The organism is Pseudomonas sp. GW821-FHT09C10, from assembly GCF_059418085.1.
In genome coordinates this window covers 20,508-34,258 of record NZ_JBWKPE010000015.1, presented here as the reverse complement: position 1 = coordinate 34,258, position 13,751 = coordinate 20,508, and the positions used below count along the sequence as shown (strand labels likewise).

Annotated in this window: 13 protein-coding genes; all 13 read left to right on the top strand. The window is 61.2% G+C overall.

All coding sequences use genetic code 11. The features are described 5' to 3' along the window. Positions 1-38 precede the first annotated feature (38 nt). The 13 genes from AC07OT_RS24530 to nuoF all read left to right on the top strand — a co-directional run bounded on the left by AC07OT_RS24530 (position 39) and on the right by nuoF (position 13,660). Positions 39-485, top strand: a complete 447-nt coding sequence (locus AC07OT_RS24530; protein ID WP_495109266.1) for an NUDIX hydrolase — start codon at positions 39-41, stop codon at positions 483-485. 59 nt (positions 486-544) lie between these two features. Beyond that, the gene (mnmA, locus tag AC07OT_RS24525; RefSeq protein ID WP_495109265.1) at positions 545-1,669 is read left to right on the top strand and encodes a tRNA 2-thiouridine(34) synthase MnmA; all 1,125 of its coding nucleotides are present in this window, start codon (positions 545-547) and stop codon (positions 1,667-1,669) included. Then, positions 1,666-2,289, top strand: a complete 624-nt coding sequence (gene hflD, locus AC07OT_RS24520; RefSeq protein ID WP_495109264.1) for a high frequency lysogenization protein HflD — start codon at positions 1,666-1,668, stop codon at positions 2,287-2,289. The genes mnmA and hflD overlap by 4 nt, the downstream gene beginning before the upstream one ends. Before the next feature lie 125 nt (positions 2,290-2,414). After that, complete coding sequence (gene purB / locus AC07OT_RS24515) at positions 2,415-3,785, top strand: adenylosuccinate lyase (protein WP_027606330.1); 1,371 nt, start codon at positions 2,415-2,417, stop codon at positions 3,783-3,785. 84 nt (positions 3,786-3,869) lie between these two features. Continuing rightward, a complete protein-coding gene (locus AC07OT_RS24510; RefSeq protein ID WP_027606329.1) occupies positions 3,870-5,036 on the top strand; it encodes a ribosomal protein uL16 3-hydroxylase in 1,167 nt (388 codons plus the stop codon). Continuing rightward, complete coding sequence (locus AC07OT_RS24505; RefSeq protein WP_065927066.1) at positions 5,029-5,451, top strand: GNAT family N-acetyltransferase; 423 nt, start codon at positions 5,029-5,031, stop codon at positions 5,449-5,451. The genes AC07OT_RS24510 and AC07OT_RS24505 overlap by 8 nt, the downstream gene beginning before the upstream one ends. 249 nt (positions 5,452-5,700) lie before the next feature. Further along, on the top strand, positions 5,701-6,438 hold the full coding sequence (locus tag AC07OT_RS24500; RefSeq protein WP_495109263.1) for a secretin N-terminal domain-containing protein: 738 nt from the start codon (positions 5,701-5,703) through the stop codon (positions 6,436-6,438). A gap of 493 nt (positions 6,439-6,931) precedes the next feature. Next, the gene (gene aceA, locus AC07OT_RS24495) at positions 6,932-8,257 is read left to right on the top strand and encodes an isocitrate lyase (protein WP_003219577.1); all 1,326 of its coding nucleotides are present in this window, start codon (positions 6,932-6,934) and stop codon (positions 8,255-8,257) included. Between the two features lie 595 nt (positions 8,258-8,852). Beyond that, on the top strand, positions 8,853-9,266 hold the full coding sequence (locus AC07OT_RS24490; protein ID WP_003219575.1) for an NADH-quinone oxidoreductase subunit A: 414 nt from the start codon (positions 8,853-8,855) through the stop codon (positions 9,264-9,266). A gap of 10 nt (positions 9,267-9,276) precedes the next feature. After that, entirely contained in the window at positions 9,277-9,951 is a 675-nt protein-coding gene (locus AC07OT_RS24485; protein WP_003174719.1) for a NuoB/complex I 20 kDa subunit family protein, read from the top strand. Positions 9,952-10,023: 72 nt separating this feature from the next. Next, on the top strand, positions 10,024-11,808 hold the full coding sequence (gene nuoC, locus AC07OT_RS24480; protein ID WP_092488806.1) for an NADH-quinone oxidoreductase subunit C/D: 1,785 nt from the start codon (positions 10,024-10,026) through the stop codon (positions 11,806-11,808). Between the two features lie 2 nt (positions 11,809-11,810). Beyond that, complete coding sequence (gene nuoE, locus AC07OT_RS24475; RefSeq protein ID WP_010566874.1) at positions 11,811-12,308, top strand: NADH-quinone oxidoreductase subunit NuoE; 498 nt, start codon at positions 11,811-11,813, stop codon at positions 12,306-12,308. Continuing rightward, positions 12,305-13,660 carry an NADH-quinone oxidoreductase subunit NuoF gene (gene nuoF, locus AC07OT_RS24470; protein WP_027606325.1) on the top strand — a complete coding sequence of 452 codons (1,356 nt, stop codon included), beginning with the start codon at positions 12,305-12,307 and terminating at the stop codon, positions 13,658-13,660. The genes nuoE and nuoF overlap by 4 nt, the downstream gene beginning before the upstream one ends. The last annotated feature ends 91 nt before the right edge of the window (positions 13,661-13,751 follow it).

The following is a 13,751-nucleotide window of genomic DNA, read 5'->3' as shown; positions in this document are numbered from 1 at the left end:
TGCCCAAACACCGCGTCATATCTTGAATCGAGCCCCCCATGACCTGGCAACCCCACATCACCGTCGCCACCATCGTCGAAGACAACGGCAAATTCCTGATGGTCGAAGAACTCAAGGGCGGCCGCGCCGTGCTCAACCAGCCCGCCGGCCATCTCGACCCGCATGAAACCCTGACCGAGGCCGCCGTGCGCGAAACCCTCGAGGAAACCGGCTGGGACGTGGAAGCCACCGGCATCGTCGGCATCTACCTGTACACCGCACCCAGCAACGGGGTTACCTATCAACGCGTCTGCTTTATTGCCAAGGCACTGAAACACCATACGGACTATCAACTGGACGAAGGCATCCTGCGCGCCCGCTGGCTGAGCCGTGACGAGCTGATGGCCGTGCGCGACGCCTGGCGTAGCGAGCTGATCATCCGCTGTATCGATGATTATCTGGCCGGCCAGCGTCACAGCCTGGAATTGATCCGCCCTTCTCTTTAGCCTTGCGGGCCCAGGCCTGTTAGAATCGCGTCCTTTTTCAAGACACCCGTTGAAACCCTATGCGTGATCCAGCCCCTTCTGACACACAAAAGAAGCGCGTCATCGTCGGCATGTCCGGCGGCGTGGATTCTTCCGTTTCCGCCGTTCTGCTCATGGAGCAGGGTTATGAGGTGGAAGGCCTGTTCATGAAGAACTGGGAAGAAGACGATGGAACGGAATATTGCACCGCCATGGACGACCTGGCGGACGCCCAGGCCGTGTGCGACAAGATCGGTATCAAGCTGCACACCGCCAACTTCGCCGCCGAGTACTGGGACAACGTGTTCGAGCACTTCCTGGCCGAATACAAGGCCGGTCGCACGCCGAACCCGGACATCCTGTGCAACCGCGAAATCAAGTTCAAGGCGTTCCTCGACTACGCCATGATCCTTGGCGCCGACCTGATTGCCACTGGCCACTACGTGCGTCGCCGCGACATCGATGGCCGCACCGAACTGCTCAAGGGCCTGGACCCGAACAAGGACCAGAGCTACTTCCTGCACGCCGTCGGCGGTGAACAGATCGCCAAGACCCTGTTCCCGGTGGGCGAGCTGGAAAAACCCGAAGTTCGCAGGATCGCCGAGCAACACGGCCTGGCGACCGCTAAGAAGAAGGACTCCACCGGGATCTGCTTTATCGGCGAGCGCCGCTTCAGCGACTTCCTCAAGCAGTACCTGCCGGCGCAACCAGGCGAGATCAAGACCACCGAGGGTGAAGTGATCGGCCGTCACCACGGCCTGATGTACCACACCATCGGCCAGCGCCAGGGCCTGGGCATCGGCGGCTTGAAGGATGCCGGCGAAGAGCCGTGGTACGTGCTGGTCAAGGACCTGGAACACAACGTGCTGATCGTCGGCCAGGGCAATGAACACCCGCTGCTGTTCTCGGGCGCACTGCTGGCCTCGGAGATCTATTGGGTCAACCCGATCGACCTGAGCGCCCCGCGCCGCCTGACGGCCAAGGTACGCTATCGCCAGAGCGACCAGCCCTGCACCCTGGAAAAAACCGCGACGGGCTACCGCGCCACCTTTGATGACCCGCAACGTGCGGTCACCCCTGGCCAGTCCGTGGTGTTCTATGACGGCGAAATCTGCCTGGGCGGCGGCGTGATTGAAGTCGCCGAAGCCTGGAGCAACCCGGCATGAGCCCGACCCAGGAGCAATTGACAGCACTCGGCGGGGTATTTCTCTCCGCCGTGCTCGTGGACAAGATCGCCAAGACCGGCCAGGTCACCGAGGCAGGCCTGACCTGCATGCTCGGCAGCCTGCTGATCCGCGACCCCAAGGACACGCTGGAAGTGTATGGCGGCGACGACCTGGCGCTGCGCGAAGGTTACCGCGCGCTGATCGGCGCCCTGGAGCGCGACCCGAGCACCTTGCAGCGCGAGCCGCTGCGCTACGCCCTGTCGATGCTCGGCCTGGAGCGCCAACTGGCCAAGCGTGAAGACATGCTGGAAGTCATCGGCAAGCGCCTGCCGCAGATCCAATCCCAGGTAGAGCACTTCGGCCCGGCCCACGAAAACGTGATTGCCGCCTGCGGTGCGCTGTACCAGGACACCTTGAGCACCTTGCGCCAACGGATTCAGGTGCACGGCGACATGCGCAACCTGCAGCAACCGAACAACGCCTCGAAAATCCGCGCCCTGCTGCTGGCCGGTATTCGTTCGGCGCGGTTGTGGCGGCAATTGGGCGGTCATCGCTGGCAGCTGGTGATCAGCCGACGCAAATTGCTCAAAGAGCTTTACCCGTTGATGCGCAACGAATAAGTCGCACCGACAGGCTACTTTCAAGCCGTTACGCGTAATACGCCGGTCAGTTGGCAACGGACCGGCGGATTTTTTCATGTATGATACGCGCCCCATTTCGTTGCCCGACTGTCCGAGAACACCCCATGCAGCTCTCTTCGCTCACTGCGGTTTCCCCTGTTGACGGCCGCTACGCCGGCAAAACCCAGGCCCTGCGCCCTATTTTCAGCGAATACGGCCTGATCCGTGCTCGTGTACTGGTTGAAGTGCGCTGGCTCCAGCGCTTGGCCGCTCACCCCGCCATCAGCGAAGTGCCGGCGTTCTCCGCCGAAGCCAACGCTGTACTCGACGCCCTGGCGGACAATTTCTCCCTGGAGCACGCCGAGCGTGTGAAAGAGATCGAGCGCACCACCAACCACGACGTCAAGGCCATCGAATACCTGCTCAAGGAGCAGGCGGCCAAGCTGCCGGAACTGGCCCAGGTCAGCGAATTCATCCACTTTGCCTGCACCAGCGAGGACATCAACAACCTGTCCCACGCCCTGATGTTGCGCGAAGGCCGTGATGACGTGATGCTGCCGCTGATGCGCCAGACCGCCGAAGCCATCCGCGAGCTGGCCATCCGTTTCGCCGACGTGCCGATGCTGTCGCGCACCCACGGCCAGCCGGCGTCGCCGACTACCCTGGGCAAGGAACTCGCCAACGTGGTGTACCGCCTGGAGCGTCAGATCGCTCAAGTCGCAGCAGTCCCACTGCTGGGCAAGATCAACGGCGCTGTCGGCAACTACAACGCCCACCTGTCGGCCTACCCTGAGATCGACTGGGAAGCCAACGCCCGCGCCTTCATCGAAGACGAGCTGGGCCTGGGCTTCAACCCGTACACCACGCAGATCGAACCCCACGACTATATTGCCGAGCTGTTCGACGCCATTGCGCGCTTCAACACCATCCTGATCGACTTCGATCGCGATATCTGGGGCTACATCTCCCTGGGCTACTTCAAGCAGCGCACCATTGCCGGTGAAATCGGTTCGTCGACCATGCCGCACAAGGTCAACCCGATCGACTTCGAAAACTCCGAAGGCAACCTCGGCATCGCCAACGCCCTGTTCCAGCACCTGGCCAGCAAATTGCCGATCTCCCGCTGGCAGCGCGACCTGACCGACTCCACCGTACTGCGCAACCTCGGCGTGGGCTTTGCCCACAGCGTGATCGCGTACGAAGCCAGCCTCAAAGGCATCAGCAAACTGGAGCTCAACGCGCAGAAAATCGCCGCTGACCTGGACGCGTGCTGGGAAGTGCTGGCCGAGCCGATCCAGACCGTGATGCGCCGCTACAACATCGAAAACCCTTACGAGAAGCTGAAAGAGTTGACCCGTGGCAAGGGCATCAGCCCTGAAGCACTGCAAACTTTCATCGACGGCCTGGACATGCCAGCCGCGGCCAAGGCCGAGCTGAAACTGCTCACCCCGGCCAACTACATCGGCAACGCTGTAGAGCAAGCCAAGCGCATCTGATCCGCGCAAGCCCCCTTGAGACGCCCGGCCGCGCCGGGCGTTTTTATTTCAGTCTGAAAAGTGCTTTTTTTCAATAGGTTACACATGAATCCTGATATCCCTCTTCAACTTCTGGGCGGCATTACGGCACGGGAATTCCTGCGCGACTACTGGCAGAAAAAACCGCTGCTGATCCGCCAGGCGATCCCTGACTTCGAAAGCCCGATCGACGCCGACGAACTCGCCGGCCTGGCCCTGGAAGAAGAAGTCGAATCGCGCCTGGTGATCGAACACGGCGAACGCCCGTGGGAACTGCGCCGCGGCCCGTTCGCCGAAGACGCCTTCAGCACCCTGCCTGAGCGTGAGTGGACCCTGCTGGTACAGGCGGTCGACCAGTTCGTGCCGGAAGTGGCCGAGTTGCTGGAGCAGTTCCGCTTCCTGCCAAGCTGGCGCATCGACGACGTGATGATCAGCTTTGCCGCACCCGGTGGCAGCGTAGGCCCGCACTTCGACAACTACGACGTATTCCTGCTGCAAGCCCAGGGCAAGCGCAACTGGAAGATCGGCCAGATGTGCAGCTCCGAAAGCCCGCTGCTGCAACACGCCGACCTGCGCATCCTCGCCGAATTCGAAGAAAGCGCCGAATGGGTGCTGGAACCGGGCGACATGCTCTACCTGCCGCCACGCCTGGCGCATTTCGGCATCGCCGAAGATGACTGCATGACGTACTCGGTGGGCTTTCGCGCCCCAAGCGCCGCCGAAGTGCTGACCCACTTCACCGACTTCCTCGCCCAGTACCTGACCGACGAAGAGCGCTACACCGACGCCGACGCGCAGCCGGTCAGCGACCCGCACCAGATCCAGAGCGACGCCCTCGACCGCCTCAAGAGCCTGCTGGCCGAGCACATGAGCGACGAGCGCATGCTGCTGACCTGGTTCGGCCAATTCATGACCGAGCCGCGCTACCCGGAACTGGTGGCGGGCGAAGAACTGGGCGAAGACGACTTCATCAACAGCCTGCAGGACGGCGCGATCCTGGTGCGCAACCCAAGCGCGCGCATGGCCTGGTCGGAAGTCGACGATGACGTCCTGCTGTTCGCCAGCGGCCAGAGCCGTTACCTGCCGGGCAAACTGCGCGAACTGCTGAAACTGGTCTGCGCCGCCGATGCCCTGCACGCCGAAAACCTTGGCGAATGGCTGTTGGACGAAGACGCCCGTGACCTGCTGTGCGAGCTGGTCAAGCAAGGAAGCCTGGGGTTTGCCGATGAATAGGATTCACGTAGGTGTCGCGGACTGGCATAAGGATATCGCCGAGATTCGGCGCATTCGTGAAGCGGTATTTATCGCTGAACAATCGGTTCCACCTGAGCTTGAGTGGGATGCGGACGACGCAGACGCAGTGCATTTCCTTGCATTCGAAGGCGACTTTCCGATCGGCACCGCGCGCCTGCTGCCCAGCGGCGAGATCGGCCGGGTGTCGGTGCTCAAGGACTGGCGCGGGCTGAAGGTCGGCGACAAGCTGATGGAAGCCGTGATCGGCGTGGCCGAGCAACGTGGCCAGACCAAGCAGTTCCTGAGTGCGCAGGTGTATGCGGCGCCGTTCTATGAGCGACTGGGCTTCAAGATCGTCAGCGAGGAATTCCTGGAAGTCGGGATTCCCCATGTCGATATGGTGCGCGGGGCCTGATCCCTGCTGTAAGGGCTTGCCTGTGGTGAGCCTGCTTGCCTGTGGTGAGCGGGCTTGCCCCGCGCTGGGCTGCGCAGCAGCCCCAAACCAAACGCCGCATTCTTTCCGTAAGAACGCGGCGTTTTTTATAGGGGCTGCTACGCAGCCCGGCGCGGGGCAAGCCCGCTCACCACAGGCAAGCCCGCTCACTACACCCCAGGCCGACAAACTGGCACTATCAAGCCTAACCGACTCGCAGAGATAACGGACATGTCCCTACGCACCCTGCTCACCGCCCTCCTCCTCACCGCCAGCTGCTCGGCAATGGCCGACACCGAAGTCGTCAACCTGAGCAACCGCACCAGCACCGACCTGCTCCCCGTGGCGCAGAACTTCATCGGCAAGGACGGCACCGTCAGCGCCTACGGCAACCAGCTTATCGTTAACGCTTCCCCCGGCAAGATCCAGGACCTGCGCACGCTGCTCGCCCAGCTGGATACACCAGCCAAGCGCCTGCTGATCACCGTCGATACCAATGAAAACAACCAGCAGAACAGCGGCGACAGCCAGACCCGCATCATCAGCTACGGCACGGCCAGCCGCGACGGCGGCATCCAGCAGATCCAGGCCAGCGAAGGCGTGCCCGCGCTGATCCAGGTCGGCCAGAGCGTGCCACTGACCACGACCCAACCCGACGCCTACGGCCGTCCGCAGAACCAGACCCAGTACCGCAACGTCACCCAGGGCTTCTACGTCACCGCCAGCGTCACCGGCGAGACCGTGCACCTGGCGATCAGTACCAACCGTGACCGCATGAGCCAGGAACGTCCCGATGTAGTGAATGTGCAAAGCACCGACACAACCGTCAGCGGGCGCCTTGGCGAATGGATCCCCCTGGCCGGCATCAACCGCGAGACCCAGGCCGACAAATCCTTCACAACCCGCAGCTACTCTACCCAGGGCCGCGATGACCTGACGCTGCGGGTCAAGGTCGACACCCTGAACTGAAGCACCAAAAACTGACTGATGAGTCGTATTAGACTAAAGATGTAGTGCCTGAAAAAAAGCACTACAAAACATTTGACGATCCAAAAAAGCATGGGCATGATGGCCTCGCTCCCGCTAATCAGGGGCCCTGGCAAGGGCCTTCGGATCGCCGCTCCAAGCTACCCACCCGAGCCGATTCGTGTCTGTACCGCCCACAAGGTGTGTTTGACGAGGTTGCGACTGGAACGAAGTTGTCCCGAGGGACGGAAGCTAACCAGGTAACCCGGCTACACACTGATGAATCGTACAAAGGCCCACGATGCCCGAAGACCGTTCGCAGTTCGCCCTTACCTGCTCAACTCCCCCTTGAGCCATCGTTCATCCCGTCGCCTGCCCCGCCGAACTTGACTTGAACACCTGAGCTTCTGGTCAGCGAGCAGCCATAACCACGCATTCACTACGTGGCTGGCAAATGGAATTTTCCACCTAGACCTATGCGACGAGGTTTTCCCCCATGGCACTGACACGCGAACAGCAAATTGCAGCCCTCGAGAAAGACTGGGCTGAAAACCCACGCTGGAAAGGCGTAACCCGCGCTTATTCCGCTGCTGACGTCGTCCGCCTGCGTGGCTCGGTTCAACCTGAGCACACCTTTGCAAAACTCGGCGCCGAGAAGCTGTGGAAGCTGGTCACCCAAGGTGCCAAGCCGTCCTTCCGCCCCGAGAAAGATTTCGTCAACTGCATGGGCGCCCTCACTGGCGGCCAGGCAGTCCAACAGGTGAAAGCCGGTATCCAGGCGATCTACCTGTCCGGCTGGCAAGTGGCAGCGGACAACAACTCCGCTGAATCCATGTACCCCGACCAATCGCTGTACCCGGTGGACTCCGTGCCGACCGTGGTCAAGCGCATCAACAACTCGTTCCGTCGTGCCGACCAGATCCAGTGGAAAGCCGGTAAAGGCCCGGGTGATGAAGGCTACATCGACTACTTCGCGCCCATCGTGGCCGACGCCGAAGCCGGTTTCGGCGGCGTACTGAACGCCTATGAGCTGATGAAGAGCATGATCGAGGCTGGCGCGGCCGGCGTGCACTTCGAAGACCAACTGGCTTCGGTGAAGAAATGCGGCCACATGGGCGGCAAGGTACTGGTACCGACCCAGGAAGCCGTACAGAAGCTGACCGCTGCCCGCCTGGCGGCTGACGTTGCCGGCACGCCGACCATCATCCTGGCCCGTACCGACGCCAACGCTGCAGACCTGCTGACCTCGGACTGCGACCCGTACGACCAGCCGTTCGTAACCGGCGAACGTACCCAAGAAGGTTTCTACAAAGTGCGCGCCGGTCTCGACCAGGCCATCGCCCGCGGCCTGGCCTACGCGCCGTACGCCGACCTGATCTGGTGCGAAACCGCCAAGCCGGACCTGGACGAAGCGCGTCGCTTTGCCGAAGCAATCAAGAAGGAATACCCGGACCAGTTGCTGTCCTACAACTGCTCGCCTTCCTTCAACTGGAAAAAGAACCTGGACGACGCGACCATCGCCAAGTTCCAGCGCGAACTGTCCGCCATGGGCTACAAGCACCAGTTCATCACCCTGGCCGGCATTCACAACATGTGGCACAGCATGTTCAACCTGGCGCACGACTACGCCCGCAACGACATGACCGCCTACGTGAAGCTGCAGGAACAGGAATTCGCTGACGCCGCCAAGGGCTACACCTTTGTGGCCCACCAGCAGGAAGTGGGCACCGGCTACTTCGACGACATGACCACCGTGATCCAGGGCGGCACCTCGTCCGTGACCGCGCTGACCGGTTCGACCGAAGAAGAGCAGTTCCACTGATCGATGTGAGTACACGGCCACGGCGGACCCGTTAAAGAGCTAACCGCCGTGCCGCACGATAATCACGCCCCGACTGGTTCGGGGCGTTTTTTTTTGCCGGTACACATCACGCTGATTCACCAAAGCCAAATGTGGGAGGAGGCAACCCCCTCCCACATGAGGAACCCTCGCAACCTGAAGATTTTGTACAAAACCTTGATCCAGAGCGGTATTCGCAGCAGATAAATCAGTTAAAAGATGCGCTCCAACAACTCGCGCTAATCAGGCAAGTAACGGCAACTTACTCCGCTGTATGAGAAACAATCGCTTAAACCCCACGCAAACAATATTCATTATCATTTAGAACCTAAAAACTTCGTTACAGGTTAAACAAAACACATTTGATCAAATGCCCGCTAATGCCCGCCCCGCAAGGGCTACAGCCCCAAGAAGGTGCACTATGTGCTTATTCCATCGAATAATTTCGCCCTAGGAATTTTACTTGCCCGGTGTTTAGCCATAAAATCACCGCGATTGATTGCAGTGCGACATATCGTCACTGCATCGTTACTTTTTCGAGCTCAGAGACCTTTGCTCTCTGTTAAGGATTTCCAGCATGACCGAAGCGACAGGACTCATGGCCCACAACTGGGGCTTTGCCATTTTCCTCCTCGGTGTTGTCGGCCTTTGCGCCTTCATGCTCGGTGTGTCCAGCCTCCTCGGGTCAAAAGCCTGGGGCCGCAGCAAGAATGAACCGTTCGAATCCGGCATGCTGCCTACAGGTGGCGCCCGCTTGCGGCTCTCAGCCAAATTCTATCTGGTCGCGATGCTCTTCGTGATCTTCGACATCGAAGCCCTCTTTCTCTTTGCCTGGTCTGTGTCCGTCCGCGAAAGCGGCTGGACCGGATTCGTCGAAGCCCTCGTTTTCATAGCAATTCTGTTGGCAGGCCTTGTCTACCTATTTCGAGTGGGCGCCCTTGACTGGGCTCCGGAAGCTCGTCGTAAGCGGCAAGCGAAGCTGAAACAATGAGGCTTTGGCGATGCAATACAATCTCACCAGGATCGACCCGGATGCTCCTAACGAGCAGTACCCCATCGGCGAACGGGAAACCGTTTCCGATCCGTTAGAAGACCAAGTCCACAAGAACATCTACATGGGCAAGCTCGAAGACGTGCTGAGTGGCGCGGTCAACTGGGGACGTAAGAACTCCCTGTGGCCGTACAACTTCGGCCTTTCGTGCTGCTACGTGGAAATGACCACCGCCTTCACGGCGCCCCACGACATCGCGCGCTTTGGCGCCGAAGTTATCCGGGCATCACCGCGCCAGGCGGATTTCATGGTTATCGCCGGTACCTGCTTTATCAAGATGGCGCCGATCATTCAGCGTCTCTACGAGCAAATGCTCGAGCCAAAGTGGGTTATCTCCATGGGTTCGTGCGCCAACTCCGGTGGCATGTACGACATCTACTCCGTGGTTCAGGGGGTGGACAAGTTCCTGCCCGTGGACGTCTACGTGCCTGGCTGCCCGCCCCGCCCCGAAGCATTCCTGCAAGGCTTGATGCTGTTGCAGGAATCGATTGGCAAGGAGCGTCGCCCGCTTTCCTGGGTCGTCGGCGATCAAGGCGTGTACCGCGCCGAGATGCCGTCGCAAAAGGAACAGCGCCGCGAACAGCGAATCGCAGTCACCAACCTGCGCAGCCCCGACGAAGTCTGATCCAGCACCGCTTCTTTTATAGAACGAAAACCTGGCTTCATTCTTTACGTTGACCGAAAGCGATAAAAAACCATGACTACAGGCAGTGCTCTGTACATCCCGCCTTATAAGGCAGACGACCAGGATGTGGTCGTCGAACTCAATAACCGTTTTGGCCCTGACGCCTTCACCGCCCAGGCCACACGCACCGGCATGCCGGTGCTGTGGGTCGCGCGCGCCAGGCTCGTCGAAGTCCTGACCTTCCTGCGCAACCTGCCCAAGCCGTACGTCATGCTCTATGACCTGCATGGCGTGGACGAGCGCCTGCGCACCAAGCGCCAGGGCCTGCCGAGCGGCGCCGATTTCACTGTGTTCTATCACCTGCTGTCGATCGAACGTAACAGCGACGTGATGATCAAGGTCGCACTGTCCGAGAGCGACCTGAGCGTGCCGACCGTGACCGGTATCTGGCCGAACGCCAGCTGGTACGAGCGCGAAGTCTGGGACATGTTCGGTATCGACTTCCCGGGCCACCCGCACCTGACGCGCATCATGATGCCGCCAACGTGGGAAGGTCACCCGCTGCGCAAGGACTTCCCTGCCCGCGCCACCGAATTCGACCCGTTCAGCCTCAACCTCGCCAAGCAGCAGCTTGAAGAAGAGGCCGCGCGCTTCCGTCCGGAAGACTGGGGCATGAAGCGCTCCGGCACCAACGAGGACTACATGTTCCTCAACCTGGGCCCGAACCACCCTTCGGCCCACGGTGCCTTCCGCATCATCCTGCAACTGGACGGCGAAGAAATCGTCGACTGCGTACCGGACATCGGCTACCACCACCGTGGTGCCGAGAAGATGGCCGAGCGTCAGTCGTGGCACAGCTTCATCCCGTACACCGACCGTATCGACTACCTCGGCGGCGTGATGAACAACCTGCCGTACGTGCTCTCGGTCGAGAAGCTGGCCGGCATCAAGGTCCCGGACCGCGTCGACACCATCCGCATCATGATGGCCGAGTTCTTCCGGATCACCAGCCACCTGCTGTTCCTGGGTACCTATATCCAGGACGTCGGCGCCATGACCCCGGTGTTCTTCACCTTCACCGACCGTCAGCGCGCCTACAAGGTCATCGAAGCCATCACCGGTTTCCGCCTGCACCCGGCCTGGTACCGCATCGGCGGCGTCGCCCACGACCTGCCGAATGGCTGGGAACGCCTGGTCAAGGAATTCATCGACTGGATGCCCAAGCGCCTGGACGAGTACCAGAAGGCTGCGTTGGACAACAGCATCCTCAAGGGCCGTACCATCGGCGTCGCCCAGTACAACACCAAAGAGGCCCTGGAATGGGGTGTGACCGGTGCCGGCCTGCGTTCGACCGGTTGCGACTTCGACCTGCGTAAAGCGCGTCCCTATTCCGGCTACGAGAACTTCGAGTTCGAAGTCCCGCTGGCGGCCAATGGCGATGCCTACGACCGTTGCATCGTGCGTGTCGAAGAAATGCGCCAGAGCCTGAAGATCATCGAGCAGTGCATGCGCAACATGCCGGCCGGCCCGTACAAGGCGGATCACCCGCTGACCACGCCGCCGCCGAAAGAGCGCACGCTGCAGCACATCGAAACCCTGATCACGCACTTCCTGCAGGTTTCGTGGGGCCCGGTAATGCCGGCCAACGAATCCTTCCAGATGATCGAAGCGACCAAGGGTATCAACAGTTATTACCTGACGAGCGATGGCGGCACCATGAGCTACCGCACCCGGATTCGTACCCCAAGCTTCGCCCACTTGCAGCAGATCCCTTCGGTGATCAAAGGCGAGATGGTCGCGGACTTGATTGCGTACCTGGGTAGTATCGATTTCGTTATGGCCGACGTGGACCGCTAAGCATGAACAGCACGCTTATCCAGACAGACCGTTTCACCTTGAGTGAAACCGAGCGCTCGGCCATCGAGCACGAGCTGCATCACTACGAAGACCCGCGCGCGGCGTCGATCGAAGCCTTGAAGATCGTCCAGAAGGAACGTGGCTGGGTGCCGGACGGCGCCCTCTACGCCATCGGCGAGATCCTCGGCATCCCCGCCAGCGACGTTGAAGGCGTGGCGACGTTCTACAGCCAGATCTTCCGCCAGCCGGTCGGCCGCCACATCATTCGCGTGTGCGACAGCATGGTCTGCTACATCGGTGGCCACGAATCAGTGGTCAGCGAGATCCAGGCCAAGCTGGGCATCGGCCTCGGCCAGACCACCCCGGACGGCCGCTTCACGCTGCTGCCGGTGTGCTGCCTGGGCAACTGCGACAAGGCGCCGGCGTTGATGATCGACGACGACACATTCGGTGACGTGCAGCCCGCTGGCGTGACCCAATTGCTCGAGGGCTACCCATGACCCTGACTTCCTTCGGCCCGGCCAACCTGATCAAGCGTTCGGCCGAAACCCACCCGCTGACCTGGCGCCTGCGTGACGACGGCGAGCCGGTATGGCTCGACGAGTACCAGGCCAAGAATGGCTACGCCGCTGCGCGCAAGGCCTTCGCCGACATGGCCCAGGACGACATCGTCCAGACCGTGAAGGACGCCGGCCTCAAGGGTCGCGGCGGTGCAGGCTTCCCCACGGGCGTGAAGTGGGGCCTGATGCCCAAAGACGAATCCATCAACATCCGCTACCTGCTGTGCAACGCGGATGAAATGGAACCCAACACCTGGAAAGACCGCATGCTGATGGAGCAACTGCCCCATCTGCTGATCGAAGGCATGCTGATCAGCGCCCGCGCGCTGAAAACCTACCGTGGCTACATCTTCCTGCGCGGCGAATACACCACCGCCGCCAAGCACCTCAACCGTGCCGTGGCAGAAGCCAAGGCCGCAGGCCTGCTGGGCAAGAACATCCTCGGTTCGGGCTTTGACTTCGAACTGTTCGTGCACACCGGCGCCGGGCGTTACATCTGCGGTGAAGAAACCGCACTGATCAACTCCCTCGAAGGCCGCCGCGCCAACCCGCGCTCCAAGCCGCCCTTCCCTGCCGCCGTGGGCGTGTGGGGCAAGCCGACCTGCGTGAACAACGTCGAGACCCTGTGCAACGTGCCGGCGATCATCGCCGACGGCGTGGACTGGTACAAATCGTTGGCCCGCGAAGGCAGCGAAGACATGGGCACCAAGCTCATGGGCTTCTCCGGCAAGGTCAAGAACCCTGGCCTGTGGGAGCTGCCGTTCGGCGTGACCGCACGCGAGTTGTTCGAGGACTACGCCGGCGGCATGCGCGACGGCTACACCCTCAAGGCCTGGCAGCCAGGCGGCGCCGGCACCGGCTTCCTGCTCCCCGAGCACCTCGACGCACAGATGTATGCCGGCGGCATCGGCAAGGTGGGCACCCGGATGGGTACCGGCCTGGCGATGGCGGTGGACAACACCGTGAACATGGTCTCGCTGCTGCGCAACATGGAGCAGTTCTTTGCCCGTGAATCCTGCGGCTTCTGCACCCCATGCCGCGACGGCCTGCCGTGGAGCGTGAAGCTGCTGATGGCCCTGGAAAACGGCGAAGGCCGCGAGGGTGATATCGAAACCCTGCTGGGCCTGGTCGGTTTCCTCGGCCCAGGCAAGACCTTCTGTGCTCACGCACCGGGCGCCGTGGAGCCATTGGGCAGCGCAATCAAATACTTCCGCTCGGAGTTCGAAGCCGGCATCGCGCCCACCAGCGCCGCCGTCCCGCCTCTGGCAAGGCCGATCGTAGTCGGCGCGTAACGCTTAAACAGGCGAAGGGTCCGTGCCCTTCGCCTGCTCATGTGCTGACGCCGTGAAGGCTGTGTAGATGCACATGAATAACAAGATTCCA

Excerpts from the sequence above, each read along its gene's own strand:
- AC07OT_RS24530 (WP_495109266.1), top strand. The coding sequence starts at position 39 with ATGACCTGGCAACCCCACATCACCGTCGCCACCATCGTCGAAGACAAC.
- mnmA (WP_495109265.1), top strand. The coding sequence starts at position 545 with ATGCGTGATCCAGCCCCTTCTGACACACAAAAGAAGCGCGTCATCGTC.
- hflD (WP_495109264.1), top strand. The coding sequence starts at position 1,666 with ATGAGCCCGACCCAGGAGCAATTGACAGCACTCGGCGGGGTATTTCTC.
- purB (WP_027606330.1), top strand. The coding sequence starts at position 2,415 with ATGCAGCTCTCTTCGCTCACTGCGGTTTCCCCTGTTGACGGCCGCTAC.
- AC07OT_RS24510 (WP_027606329.1), top strand. The coding sequence starts at position 3,870 with ATGAATCCTGATATCCCTCTTCAACTTCTGGGCGGCATTACGGCACGG.
- AC07OT_RS24505 (WP_065927066.1), top strand. The coding sequence starts at position 5,029 with ATGAATAGGATTCACGTAGGTGTCGCGGACTGGCATAAGGATATCGCC.
- AC07OT_RS24500 (WP_495109263.1), top strand. The coding sequence starts at position 5,701 with ATGTCCCTACGCACCCTGCTCACCGCCCTCCTCCTCACCGCCAGCTGC.
- aceA (WP_003219577.1), top strand. The coding sequence starts at position 6,932 with ATGGCACTGACACGCGAACAGCAAATTGCAGCCCTCGAGAAAGACTGG.
- AC07OT_RS24490 (WP_003219575.1), top strand. The coding sequence starts at position 8,853 with ATGACCGAAGCGACAGGACTCATGGCCCACAACTGGGGCTTTGCCATT.
- AC07OT_RS24485 (WP_003174719.1), top strand. The coding sequence starts at position 9,277 with ATGCAATACAATCTCACCAGGATCGACCCGGATGCTCCTAACGAGCAG.
- nuoC (WP_092488806.1), top strand. The coding sequence starts at position 10,024 with ATGACTACAGGCAGTGCTCTGTACATCCCGCCTTATAAGGCAGACGAC.
- nuoE (WP_010566874.1), top strand. The coding sequence starts at position 11,811 with ATGAACAGCACGCTTATCCAGACAGACCGTTTCACCTTGAGTGAAACC.
- nuoF (WP_027606325.1), top strand. The coding sequence starts at position 12,305 with ATGACCCTGACTTCCTTCGGCCCGGCCAACCTGATCAAGCGTTCGGCC.